This is a genomic window from Haemophilus haemolyticus, from assembly GCF_001679045.1.
In the GTDB taxonomy this organism is placed as follows: Bacteria; Pseudomonadota; Gammaproteobacteria; order Enterobacterales; family Pasteurellaceae; genus Haemophilus; species Haemophilus haemolyticus.
Genome location: NZ_LYCK01000013.1, coordinates 342,152 through 355,934, shown reverse-complemented (window position 1 = coordinate 355,934; position 13,783 = coordinate 342,152). Strand labels below are relative to the sequence as shown.

The window sequence follows — 13,783 nt, the reverse complement described above, 5'->3', positions numbered from 1 at the left end:
ATTTTCAAAACCCTTGCAAGCACTTTTTGTAAAAATATTTAAAAAAATGATCTTTTGATGGAAATATAAACATTTCATCAAAAACTGCGGTTAGAATGCTCAAACTTTTATTGCCATTATTTCTTACGCAATGAAACTTCACCGCCATTAAACATCTGGATTTTATTGCCACGTAATACTTTTAGATAACCGCGTTCATCTATACCTTGTTCAATACCTGAAATAACGCCTTGTTCAGTCAGCACATTTACTTCACTATTTGAAAACGCATTATATGATTTCCACACTTGTTGAAATTCCGCATTAATACCATTTTTCTCAAAGATATTTAAACGTGTATATAAATGTTGTATGAGTTTGGGTAATAAGGTTTGTCGCTCTACATCAGGATCTATTTCACATAATTCCGCATAAGGCTGACTAATTTCCATTTGTTTTGGCAACGACACATTAATACCTACGCCAATCACTAAATTGAGCATACCATTTTTATGGTTAGCGATTTCAACCAAAATTCCGCCTAACTTTCGCCCATCAAACAAAATATCATTTGGCCATTTCACTTGCACATTTAGCACCTCGGCAATCGCCAAACCAATGACTAAACTTAAACCCTCAATTGATTTTTTAGGAGCAAATGCCCAATAAAAACTAAACATGATTTGCCCGGCAAAAGGCGATAACCATTGGCGACCTCGTCGACCGCGTCCTGCAGTTTGATATTCAGCCACACAAAGATCACCTTTTTTTAAAGAAGGAATATTTTGTAGTATCCATTCATTTGTAGAGGAAATAATCGGCTGATAATGGATATTATAAAGAAAAAGTGCGGTTGAAATTTGCTGAGAATTTAATAAAGGAAGACTAGGCACTAAGCAATAATTTTGGCCATCAACGACAATATCCAAGCCTAGCTCGCGTAATTGTTTAATATCCTCTTCAATGTGCAGAGAAAACTTTTCCAATTCAAACCGCACTTTCGGCTGACAGTCAGCTAAATATGTCAATAAAGCGAAATTCATTATTTATTCCTTGTACCAAACGGAGCGAAAATCATAGCACAAATCCAAAAATTTCGTTTTCAAAATCAAGTAAAATCTGTATAATCCCGCCGCAATATTTTTTAACTTCAACTTAGCGAGAATATTGCAATGTCATTACGCATTAAACAAGAAGCCCTTACTTTTGACGATGTTCTACTCGTCCCAGCACATTCAACTGTGCTTCCAAATACAGCCAATCTTTCAACCAAACTCACTAAAGAAATTAATTTGAATATTCCTATGCTTTCAGCAGCAATGGATACTGTGACCGAAACCAAACTTGCGATCTCTTTAGCACAAGAAGGTGGCATCGGCTTTATTCATAAAAATATGACCATTGAACGCCAAGCGGACCGTGTTCGCAAAGTGAAAAAATTCGAAAGTGGTATCGTTTCTGAACCAGTAACTGTTTCACCAAATTTAACGCTTACCGAACTTGCTGAAATGGTGAAGAAAAACGGCTTCGCTGGCTACCCTGTTGTAGATAGTGAAAATAACCTAATTGGTATCATTACTGGACGTGACACCCGTTTCGTGAAAGATTTGAGCAAAACTGTTTCACAAGTAATGACGAAAAAAGAAGACTTGGTGACAGTAAAAGAAGGCGCGAGTCGCGAAGAAATTTTGGAATTAATGCATCAACACCGTGTTGAAAAAGTATTAGTGGTTAATAACAGCTTCAAACTTAAAGGCATGATTACCGTTAAAGACTTCCAAAAAGCAGAACAAAAACCAAATGCATGTAAAGATGAATTCGGCCGTTTACGCGTGGGGGCCGCTGTAGGTGCAGGTCCTGGTAACGAAGAACGTATTGATGCATTAGTAAAAGCGGGCGTAGATGTATTATTAATTGACTCTTCTCACGGCCATTCAGAAGGTGTATTACAACGCGTGCGTGAAACCCGCGCGAAATACCCTAACCTTCCAATCGTGGCAGGTAACGTGGCAACCGCTGAAGGCGCAATCGCATTAGCTGATGCAGGTGCAAGCGCAGTGAAAGTAGGTATCGGCCCTGGTTCAATTTGTACAACTCGTATCGTAACCGGTGTAGGTGTTCCACAAATCACCGCTATCGCAGATGCTGCTGCTGCATTAAAAGATCGTGGTATTCCAGTTATCGCGGACGGCGGTATCCGTTTCTCTGGTGATATTGCAAAAGCCATCGCTGCAGGCGCAAGCTGTGTAATGGTTGGCTCTATGTTCGCGGGTACTGAAGAAGCACCAGGCGAGATCGAACTTTACCAAGGTCGTGCATTTAAATCTTACCGTGGTATGGGCTCATTAGGTGCAATGGCGAAAGGCTCATCAGACCGTTACTTCCAATCGGATAACGCCGCAGACAAACTCGTACCAGAAGGTATCGAAGGCCGTATTCCATACAAAGGTTACTTAAAAGAAATCATCCACCAACAAATGGGTGGCTTACGTTCTTGCATGGGCTTAACTGGCTGCGCAACTATCGAAGAATTACGCACAAAAGCAGAATTCGTTCGCATCAGTGGTGCTGGTATTAAAGAATCTCACGTTCACGATGTAACTATTACTAAAGAAGCACCAAACTATCGTATGGGCTAATAATGAATAAAAGAGCGGTTAAATTTGACCGCTCTTTTGAACTGTTTCAGGTAATAAAAGGAACTATAATGAAGAAATTTATATTACTGATTCCATTTATTCTATCGGCCTGCACATTACTCGGTCCAACTTATACTGGGGAAACAACCGCAGACGATTTACTAAAATATGATACGGCAAGTAACATTAACCTATTTTTCAGAGCAATCCATAATTGTACGCCTAAACAAATTCACACTCAGATCGATGATGTAAAACTAAACAACAAAACTTCCACTGTAGATTTAGTGAATGAAACTTGGACAGTAAAAGGTTGTAATAAGACCGAAACATTTCACATCAAATATATCAGCGATGGACATGGTGGAACTTACATCAATATGACAAAACAAAATTAACATAAGGCAAAAAATGACAAACATCCATAATCATAAAATCCTGATCCTCGACTTTGGTTCTCAATACACTCAACTGATTGCGCGTCGTGTGCGTGAAATCGGTGTGTACTGCGAACTTTGGGCGTGGGATGTGACTGAAGAACAAATCCGTGAATTTAATCCAGACGGTATCATTCTTTCTGGTGGTCCAGAAAGTACCACTGAAGAAAACAGCCCCCGTGCACCTGAATACGTATTTAATGCTAGTGTACCAGTATTAGGCGTTTGCTATGGAATGCAGACTATGGCGATGCAACTTGGCGGCTTAACCGAAACATCAGAGCACAGAGAGTTCGGCTATGCTTCAGTGTCTCTTGAAAATTCCACCGCGCTTTTTGCAAATCTTAATGATAACTTGACAGCAAATGAGCCGACTTTAGATGTTTGGATGAGCCATGGCGATAAAGTAACGCGCTTACCAGAAAACTTCAAAGTAACTGGTACAACGCCAACCTGCCCAATTGCTGCAATGTCTGACGAAAATCGTCGTTTCTACGGTGTACAATTCCACCCTGAAGTAACCCATACTAAAAAAGGCTTGGAATTATTAACCAACTTCGTAGTAAACATCTGTGGTTGCGAAACTAAATGGACAGCTGAAAACATCATTGAAGACGCCGTTGCCCGCATTAAAGAGCAAGTAGGCGATGACGAAGTGATTTTAGGCTTATCCGGCGGAGTGGACTCTTCTGTAGTCGCGTTATTATTACATCGCGCCATCGGCAAAAACTTACATTGCGTGTTCGTGGATAACGGTTTATTACGTTTAAACGAAGGCGATCAAGTGATGGAAATGTTCGGCAATAAATTCGGTTTGAACATCACGCGTGTCGATGCAGAAAGCCGTTTCTTAGGTGAACTTGCAGGCGTCTCTGATCCTGAAGCGAAACGTAAAATTATTGGTAAAGTATTCGTGGACGTATTCGATGATGAGTCGAAAAAACTAACAAAAGTAAAATGGTTAGCACAAGGCACCATTTACCCTGACGTAATCGAATCTGCAGCCAGCAAAACAGGCAAAGCACACGTGATTAAATCCCACCACAACGTAGGTGGCTTGCCGGATTATATGAAACTTGGCTTAGTCGAACCGTTGCGTGAATTGTTCAAAGACGAAGTGCGTAAAATCGGTCTAGCTTTAGGTTTACCGGCTGAAATGATCAACCGTCACCCATTCCCTGGCCCAGGTTTAGGCGTGCGTGTACTCGGTGAAGTAAAAAAAGAATACTGCGATTTATTACGCCGTGCAGATGCAATCTTTATCGAAGAATTACGAAACAGCGGTTGGTATGAAAAAACCAGCCAAGCCTTCAGCGTATTCTTACCAGTGAAATCTGTAGGTGTGATGGGTGATGGCCGTAAATACGATTGGGTTATTTGCCTACGCGCAGTAGAAACCATCGATTTTATGACCGCACATTGGGCTCATTTGCCTTATGATTTATTAGGTAAAGTATCTAACCGCATCATCAATGAAGTGAATGGCATTTCCCGCGTTGTTTACGACATCAGCGGAAAACCCCCAGCAACGATCGAGTGGGAATAGAAGATCTCTATTTCAGATACTTTCTAATTATTTCAGTAACGTTAATAAGGCCTTGTATATCAAGGTCTTATTTATATTATCCTGAATCCAATGTCATGATATGACTAAATAAAATGAACATTCATAAGTGCGGTTAATTTTCACCGCACTTTATTTTTGTTTAAAAACCCTTCTATGCCAATCACAATGAGACTTAACCAAATAGGCACATAAGTAAAATAGTCGCTTGTGGTTATTTGATTATCTAGCACAAAGATAGCTATTAAAAAAAGCAATATGGGTTCGATATAACTCAACACCGCAAAAACACTGACTGGAATTTGTTGGCTGGATTTTAAGTTGGCTGAAAGCGAAATCCCACTCACAATACCAAGTGCTGGTAGCAATAACCAATAACGATATTCTTGCGTAACCAAAGAAAGTGTATCACTTTGAGAAAGAATATAAATAAAACAAGGAATCGAAATTAAAATAATATCCAATGTAATTCCTTGTAGAGCAGGGATTTTCATTAATTTACGGCTTAGATAATAAAATGGATAAACCGTACAAACCCACAAGCTTGTCCATGAAAAACTTTGAGTGTGCCATAATTCATGTGCAACACCGCAGGCAGCCAGTAAAAGCGCGATTTTCTGAATAAGTGATAAGCGTTCTTTTAACCAAGCCCATCCTAAAATAGCCATGATCAGAGGGAAAAGGAAATATCCCATCGCAATATTTATCCCTTCGCCATTTAGCGGTGCCCACATAAAGAGCCAGAATTGACTTCCCGCATCTAATGTCCCCAGTAAAAATAAAATCCAACGCGTCCAACTTTTTCCTAACGTTGTCGTAATAAGAGACAAAAGAGAGCGGCAACCAATAGTCGGGAATAAAATTAAAAATAGCCCAAAGATCATGGTCAGCATACGCCACGCAAAAACATCCGTTCCGCTAAGTGGTTGGAGCCATATACTAAATAAATACAATATGCCAAATAAACATTGTGAAAAAATGCACAATAATACGCCTTGAGTGACTACTTTCATCTTGGGCCTCATCTTATTAATACGATTATTATAAAAGCCCAAGACAATAAAAAATCTCAACTTTATCTTTATTGTGATAATATTTTTCCCAATTAGTACATTTTTGAGAAATTATATTATGCAAACACTGGATAAATTAGATCGTCATATTTTGAATGTATTACAACAAGATGCCATGATTCCATTAAAAGAACTGTCAGAAAAAGTAAATAGTTCCGTTGCAACCTGTCAACGACGTGTACAAGCATTAACTGATTCAGGCATTATTACAAAACGAGTTGCAGTAGTTTCCCCAAAAGCCGTTGGGCGTACGATTAGCGTATTTGTCATGGTCGAAATGGATAATCAACACTCTTATTATCAAGAGCAATTTGAACGTAAAATGCGCCAAGAAGACGAAGTGGTGAGCTGTTACGAAATTTCAGGGGACTATGATTTTATGTTGCTACTTCATGCAAAAGATATGGAAAGCTATCACGCATTCACACGTCGAGTATTGACTGGCGAATTTCATGTAAGAACTTATAAAAGTTTATTTGTAATGAATTTTACCAAAGCAGATAGTGGAATTATCTTATAGAACAAGTGCGGTAAATTTTTACCGCACTTTGTGTATGATTAGTTTAGTTTTGTCGTTTGTTTTAAGAATAAATACCCAAGCGTTGCTGAAACGGTTGAACCAAGTAAAATGCCTAAACGAGAAAGCGTATTGACACTTTCTCCTGCATCAGCATCAAAAGCAAGGCTTGCTAAGAACATTGACATCGTAAAACCGATACCACATAAAACTGCGACCGCAAAAATTTGTTTAAAATTGATTCCATCTGGCAATTTAGCCAATCCCAACTTAACGGAAATATAACTAAATCCGAAAACGCCGACTGGTTTACCAATAATTAAACCGCACGCGATAGCCAATAATAATGGCGATGAAATCATACTCACATCAATACCGTCAAAACTAACACCTGCATTGGCAAATGCAAAGAGCGGTAAAATAACAAAGGATGACCAAGGCGCTAGAATGTGCTCAAAATCATGTAACGGTCGTTCACCTTTTTTCCCCTTTAATGGAATGCAAAAACCAATAATCACGCCAGCCAACGTCGCATGAACACCAGATTTTAAAACAGATGCCCATAAAATTGCCCCAACCACCATATAGGCGCAAAGCGCACTAACTCTAAAGCGGTTTAATAAAACCAAAGTCAAAATAGAAATCCCTGAGAAAATTAGAGCCTGTACACTTAATTCATGGGAGAAGAACAGCGCAATTACAACAATCGCGCCTAAGTCATCAATAATAGCGAGTGCGAGTAAAAAAATCTTGAGAGGCAATGGCACTTGCTTACTCAATAATGCCATGATGCCAAGCGCAAAAGCGATATCAGTCGCCATCGGAATAGCCCAGCCGTTTGCAAGGCTAGGATCCTGTTTTGCAATAAACCAATAAACCAATGCGGGCACGATCATTCCACCCACCGCAGCAATAGCAGGGAAAATGGCTTGTTGGTAGGAAGAAAGTGCGCCTTCGAATAATTCTTTTTTAACTTCCATTCCCACTAACACAAAAAACACCGCCATAAAACCATCGTTAATCCAGTGGATTAAGGTTTTATTAATAGAGAAACCGCCAATTTGCAAACTCACTGGCAAATTCAAAAAATCATTATATTGACTGCTTAATGGCGAATTAGCCAGCAACATCGCTACGGCAGCAGAAAAAAGCAACAAAATACCACCAGCAGATTCTAATTTTAAAAAGCGTTGAATCAGTTGTACCACGCAAACTCCTTCTAAAAATAAATAACAAAAAATTAACAAAGGTTGAATCCTAGCATATTTTGCCCTCAAAGGGAAAAGTGCGGTGGATTTTGCAGGGATTTTTATCGAATTGTCGATAAGATTCTTCATATTGTGACGAAATTCACATTTTTAGTTTTACAGAATAGGGATTTTCTACACTTTTTTGTAGTAGAATGCAGGCATTTTTATTTTTAGAGTCAAAAAATTATGTTTTCACGTAAAGATATTATCGTTTTAGGAATGATGATCTTCGCCTTATTTTTAGGTGCAGGTAACATCATTTTTCCTCCAATGGAAGGCTTCACTTCTGGACAACATTGGGCAGGTGCATCCTTCGGTTTTGTATTAACTGGCGTTTTAATGCCTTTTATTACACTTGTTATTGTATCTATTTTAGGTCGTGGTGAAGAACTCACGAAAGATTTACCTAAATGGGCGGGTACTGGTTTTCTCGTTATACTTTATCTAACCATTGGCTCCACTTTTGCAATGCCACGTATTACAAATGTTGCTTACGAAATGGCGTGGTTACCTTTAGGATTAGTGGAAGATAATGCGAGTGTTCGTTTCCTCTTTTCACTCATTTTCAACTTAATCGCGATGGGCTTTATGATTCGCCCAAACACCATTATTTCAAGTGTTGGAAAATTCATGACACCAGCATTGCTTGTATTATTAGTTGCTGTAGCCGTCACTGTCTTCATTTCACCTTTATCTGAAATTCAATCGCCAAGTAAAGCGTATGAAAATGGCAATTCTTTATTAATTGGCTTAACCAGCGGTTATCAAACCATGGACGTACTCGCAGCTATTGCTTTCGGTGGAATCGTCGCTCGCGCACTTGCAGCAAAAAATGTAACTCAACCCAAAGATATCGTGAAATACACTATCTCAGCTGGATTTGTTTCAGTCATCTTACTGGCGGGTTTATATTTTTCGCTTTTCTATCTAGGTGCGACTAGTGCTGCAGTTGCAGAAGGTGCAACTAATGGCGGACAAATTTTCTCTCGTTATGTAAATGTCTTATTCGGTTCTGCTGGTACTTGGATTATGGCTGGTATTATTGTATTAGCGAGCTTAACAACCCTTGTTGGTGTAACGAGTGCTGCTGCTGACTATTTTTCAAAATTCTCTGTGCGTTTTTCTTATCCGTTTTGGGCTGCACTTTTTACCGCGATGACAATCACTGTTTCACAATATGGTTTAACGGTTCTACTTCGCATAACTATCCCAGCTTTGTTATTAATTTATCCCGTGGCTATTGTGCTTGTATTGTTGCAATTCTTACGCAAAAAACTTCCATCAATAAAATTTACATACAACAGCACATTAATAGTAACTGTTTGTTTTAGTTTATGTGACAGCTTAAACAACATTAAAATGTTACCAGAAAGCATTAATTCATTATTGGAACACTTCCCTCTTTCATCTGAAGGAATGGCTTGGTTGATACCGACTTTAGTGATGTTAGTTGCAAGCATTTTAATTGGAAAAGTATTGCGTAAAACAAGTCATTAATATTAAAAAAAAGTAAAACTAATCTTCATCAGCCATCAAACATGGGACTATATAACCACTGTTTGATGGTTGATTTTTTATTCCAATCTAGAACCCTCACCCTAAAAAATACAAAATAAAAAGGACTGAGCCCGATAAATATCGTCATCAGTCCTTAAAGCTAGTATTTATTTTGCTCTAAATTTCTACCGCACTTCTACCAAGTAAAACCAACTTTTAATGAAGCAAATTTCTGTAGCGCAACATCAGAGCCCTTAAGCATTCCAATATTCGTGCTTATATTCCACTGTTTCATCTGAGCACTAAAACCAAGTTCATGAGTAAAATAACGACCGAATTGTTGTTTTAATGCGACATCATTGACGCTTAATACACCGTCAATAGCAAGTTTTCGTTGAGTGGCATCATAGTAATTGCTTGAGAAACTTGGGGTGAATTTTACACCATTAATATCAAACATTTTATCTAACATTACACCAGCACGGTAAGTCGTTAAATGTAAGGTTTTACTGTTGATATTTGCACCGCCTAATTGGTAGTTTGTGCCAGATAGACGGTAATAACGCATCCCCACTGAAGGTGTAACATTAACTCCCCAGTCTAAAGAAGCTCCAATATTTCCGCCTGCACTCAAAATATTACGGTGGAACGTTTTGTTTTCTTCGTCAAATTTCACATTGTTGCGGCTACGCCCATAACCTAAGTCGAAACTTGCAAAGACGCCATTATTCCACTCGCCTTTAATAAAACCATTTATGCTAGTTAGTCGGTTTGCACCCGATACATTTTCATCAAACTCATTATTCGCACGAGAATGAGAAAGCACCGCACCAATTTGCATATTCGAATTTAATCTCTGAGCCATACCAATTTGAGTCAAAGTTAAATTTTGCTTATATGGACGATTATAGTCAGATCGATAAGTTCTCTGACTTGCTTCGGTATTCACCCAAACATTCGATTTATCTTGGCTTAATAAATGACGATCTAAATTTCGTCCAATTTGTAATGCCGAATTCACATTTGCAGAAAGCTCTGATAAAGCAGTATTAGAATAACGACTGATAAGCTGAGCCTGTACAGGAATTGCGACATCTTCAGGGATCACACCTAAGAAATGATTGATATCGCCTAAAGTTGTATAAGTATCTTCAAGCGCATTAACGAGAGATCGTATAGCTTGATCTAAATTTTCTTGCGCAAAATGAACCGCACTTTCATCACCAGATGCTTTAGCATGTTCTAATACTTGTTGAGCAAATTCTACTTGCTCAATATTTGCATCAAGCTCCGCTTCAAAAGCCGCTAGATCACTATCATTTGCGACTTTAGCAACTTTTCGACATACATCCGATGAAAGCCCTTGGGCAGTACAAAGTTTTTGGGCTTGTCCAATTTTATTGGCATAACCCGCTTGTAAACGATTTAATTCTGCTTGCAAACTACCTTGTTTAGATGAAAGTGAATTCACTTCATTTTTTATCGAATTAACGCTACCGAGTACCGAAGACACTTGTTGCGCATAATAATTTGCTTGAGAATTAATATTACGATATTCATTACGTTGATTTTCTAACTTAGACTTATATTGCGTAAATTGGTCATATAGTCGTCGACGTTTAATAAAACGAATACGAGGCGTGCGATTGTATTCATTAAAAGCATTATCAATTTGATTATTAGTTTGATTTATATCTGAAAGCAATCGTGCAACATGTGATTTATAAGTATTTTCTTTTGCTTTCACATCCTCATATTGAGCATTTAATCGATTTAGCTCTTGTTGCTTTTGATTAAGTGATTGATGCACTTTCTCAAATTCACGTTGACTATTTGCAATAAGTTGCTCACTACCTTGAAAAGACTGTTCAGCCTCACGCAACGGGTTATATAAGCGATAATCATTGTTGCGATTAGCTAAAATATAACGATATGCCCCTAAATCAACATAACCATTTTCAAGCGCAAAACGAGCTTGCCCCATTCTCTGATTTGGATGATTTAATTTAACAAGGCTTAATGGATTTACTTCATTAGGTTCTTTACCCGTATTTTTTACAGAAAGGATGTAAGAACCTGAAGCAAGCCCATTTACTGTAATATGATCGCCTCTACGTTCCGCCACATTGGTTAAGAAACGGAAGTGACCATTCCCTGTCAATTTTCCATTAATTGTTAACTCATTAAATTGAATCCAACCACGATAGTTTTTATTCACATTATCATAACCTGTATTTAATGTGATCTGGCTATTAGGTAAAAGATCTAAATTTCCTACCGCACTATTTCCATTTAATGTCCATTGGCTATTAGGTTGTAAACGAACTTGTGTCATTGGCATCGCATTAATACGCCCAATTAAATGCGCTTTACCTAAATTAAGCTGGCTATTATCTTTTAAATCCACATTGCCACGCACAACCGTCACAGGCATATGTTCAAAAGCCTGACGCCCTAAAGTCTTATTATCAGAACATGTGGTGTAACCTGTATAAGATGCACGAATACATTCACTGGATTTACCTTGAGTAAAACCTAGTTGAATTTGGGCTTGATGTCGAGCATTGAAATTTCCTTCTAACAAGCTTACATTACGACTACTTTCTAGTTTTGCATTGCCTGAAACATTAAATTCGCGCGCTTTGAATTGGCGATTAATCCAACTATTTTCATCTACAACTTCTTTTTTGTTTAAATGATCATAAGCATGAGGCGTAGGAATGCCAGAAAGCACTAGATGCCCTGCTGATACATTTACATTACCATTTAAGTTAGTTCCGCCATTCAATACAAGCACGCTATTGTGATGGTTAGGATTGTAATTAAATGTTAATGCACCGTTATAACGTTGAGAATCATACTCGCCAAGGAAACCACTAAACGTATCTAAACGTTTTTTCGCATTTTCTTTTGCGACTGCGTTTCCTACAACTTTTTGTTTGTCGTTACCTAAAAATTCCCAATCATTGGTGGTTTCCATATCCAAAGGGAAATAAGCCCGTGGATTTTTTCCATCTTTTAAACGGAAATAATCGAATCGGTTATTTCTATGATTATTTTTATATTCATACAACGCAAACGAAGTGGTCGGCTCCTGTCCCCATTTTACCCATTCTATATTTTGAGCCGTTACATCATTACGACCAATTATATTAATTTCAGCGGCATAAGTGCGGTGATTATTGACAATTTTTGCACCGTCATCAGCATTTTGAATACGATGGAAAGTGAGCGAACTTCCATTAACATCTAATCGCCCACCTCGGAAACCAAAGTAAATGTTGTCTGGATTGACCTGCTTATTATTAGCAAGAATAACTGTTCCTCGGCCACTTGTTATCCCAACTTGATTAAAGGCTTGCTGCTGTCCATTAAACGACTTTTGATCAAGTACTACTGTTCCATCGCCTACACTAATATCACCTAGATTTTTGCCTTGACCATCAATATAAAGTGTGCCTGAACCTAATTTTGACAGACGGTCATTAATAGGATTTTTTACGCGCCAATGAACCGTTTTATCACCGTGAACGACAACTCCCGCTCCTAGCCAAGTCGTATCATTATTTTCTGCGCGAACAATGGCATTTTGATTGAAGTATAAAGCCCCCGCACCTTGGTTAATACTATCTTTAAGAATGAGAGTTGAACCATCACCACCTTGGAAATGAATAGTCTTACCATTATCTAAAGAAGGGCGTTGCGTATTTTGATCTAATGATTTTTTAGATGAACTTTCTAATGCCACATGAATATTTTCAGCACCATTTTTTAATACACTATCGCCATTACCTAAATTCCGCCATTGGATCTCTTTAGCGCGAAATGGAATCTGAATCTCATCGTCTTTAAAAGCTTGTGCTATGACATCAGGTTGAATAATCGTATAAATGTTCTCAGTCCGATCATAATTTGCAAAAGTAGATAGCACTGCGGCTAATACCCAGCGTTTTTCCTTCGCATCATAAGCAAATAGCGGTGAGCCACTATCACCAGGCAAACCGTAAGTTACTAGCCCATCATAAATATCACCATTAAATAATATCCAATTGTCCATTGATCCTCGTGGTGAGAGCGGTATTCCACCAGTAAGATAATGATAGGCAGATGTTAAAGATGTTTTGTCTTTACCATCTTTACTTCTTAGATATTGACGTCCAGAGCCTACTCGTACAAAGTACGGATAACGATTTTTATCTAAAAAAGCGCCATTGCTTGGCCCTGTTTTTTTAGCATTATCAAATGCAATATTATTTAGTGGTATCGGTGCGACTTCGGTCACTAATTTATGTAACCGCGGAGCATGAAAATCCAGCCGGCTATGATTATTTCGATCTGTAATAAGATAATTAAAATAATGACTATCTGAATTATTATCACTATCGCCAAATTGTACCGAGCCATAACCTAAGTTATGTTTTACACTGGCGATATACTGAGGATTAAACAAAGTTGCAATACCGCTTACCCTATTTGCCACATGTAAATCAGGCATCGGTAAATTGGGTAATACTGTTGCAATCTTCTGACCTTGTTTATTAAAAACGGGAATATTGCTAGATCCGACTGAAAATTGTCCTTTATTTTCAGCAAAATCACGGAAAAATTGGTAGTCCACATCATTACGGACCATTGAGGCTTGCGCGTAAGAATTCGCAAAAGCAAGACTTAATGCCAAAAGTGTTGGACGAAACAAATTGATTTGATGCATTATGGTTGCCTTATAACTTATAAATAGAAAAATATAAATTCGAGTAAAGTGCGGTAAAAATTCCGCAAATCTTAAAAAATTAGAACCTTTGATAATACTCTATTTTAGTAAGTAAT

9 protein-coding genes are annotated in these 13,783 nt (G+C 38.1%); 5 read left to right on the top strand and 4 right to left on the bottom strand.

Going from position 1 to position 13,783, the window contains the following annotated elements; all coding sequences use genetic code 11:
• Positions 1 to 116: 116 nt before the first annotated feature.
• Entirely contained in the window at positions 117 to 1,022 is a 906-nt protein-coding gene (gene birA / locus A8M50_RS07460) for a bifunctional biotin--[acetyl-CoA-carboxylase] ligase/biotin operon repressor BirA (RefSeq protein WP_005646967.1), read from the bottom strand.
• A gap of 129 nt (positions 1,023 to 1,151) precedes the next feature.
• On the opposite strand from birA, the gene guaB reads away from it, so the two are divergent.
• The 3 genes from guaB to guaA all read left to right on the top strand — a co-directional run bounded on the left by guaB (position 1,152) and on the right by guaA (position 4,601).
• Entirely contained in the window at positions 1,152 to 2,618 is a 1,467-nt protein-coding gene (gene guaB, locus A8M50_RS07455) for an IMP dehydrogenase (protein ID WP_005647116.1), read from the top strand.
• Positions 2,619 to 2,686: 68 nt separating this feature from the next.
• The gene (locus A8M50_RS07450) at positions 2,687 to 3,016 is read left to right on the top strand and encodes a hypothetical protein (RefSeq protein WP_005646998.1); all 330 of its coding nucleotides are present in this window, start codon (positions 2,687 to 2,689) and stop codon (positions 3,014 to 3,016) included.
• A gap of 13 nt (positions 3,017 to 3,029) precedes the next feature.
• Positions 3,030 to 4,601 carry a glutamine-hydrolyzing GMP synthase gene (guaA, locus tag A8M50_RS07445; RefSeq protein WP_005647119.1) on the top strand — a complete coding sequence of 524 codons (1,572 nt, stop codon included), beginning with the start codon at positions 3,030 to 3,032 and terminating at the stop codon, positions 4,599 to 4,601.
• A gap of 140 nt (positions 4,602 to 4,741) precedes the next feature.
• On the opposite strand, the gene rarD is transcribed toward guaA, so the two are convergent.
• A complete protein-coding gene (gene rarD, locus A8M50_RS07440) occupies positions 4,742 to 5,632 on the bottom strand; it encodes an EamA family transporter RarD (protein WP_005646946.1) in 891 nt (296 codons plus the stop codon).
• Between the two features lie 118 nt (positions 5,633 to 5,750).
• On the opposite strand from rarD, the gene A8M50_RS07435 reads away from it, so the two are divergent.
• Positions 5,751 to 6,212: an Lrp/AsnC family transcriptional regulator gene (locus A8M50_RS07435; protein WP_005647016.1), complete on the top strand. Its 462-nt coding sequence runs from the start codon at positions 5,751 to 5,753 to the stop codon at positions 6,210 to 6,212.
• 38 nt (positions 6,213 to 6,250) lie between these two features.
• On the opposite strand, the gene nhaA is transcribed toward A8M50_RS07435, so the two are convergent.
• Positions 6,251 to 7,417: a Na+/H+ antiporter NhaA gene (nhaA, locus tag A8M50_RS07430; RefSeq protein ID WP_050543471.1), complete on the bottom strand. Its 1,167-nt coding sequence runs from the start codon at positions 7,415 to 7,417 to the stop codon at positions 6,251 to 6,253.
• A gap of 228 nt (positions 7,418 to 7,645) precedes the next feature.
• Here nhaA and brnQ point away from each other — a divergent pair, with 228 nt between their 5' ends.
• Entirely contained in the window at positions 7,646 to 8,956 is a 1,311-nt protein-coding gene (brnQ, locus tag A8M50_RS07425) for a branched-chain amino acid transport system II carrier protein (RefSeq protein ID WP_005646926.1), read from the top strand.
• A 196-nt stretch (positions 8,957 to 9,152) separates the two neighbouring features.
• On the opposite strand, the gene A8M50_RS07420 is transcribed toward brnQ, so the two are convergent.
• Positions 9,153 to 13,667, bottom strand: coding sequence for a S6 family peptidase (locus A8M50_RS07420; protein ID WP_005647073.1), 4,515 nt, complete (start codon positions 13,665 to 13,667; stop codon positions 9,153 to 9,155).
• Positions 13,668 to 13,783: the final 116 nt, after the last annotated feature.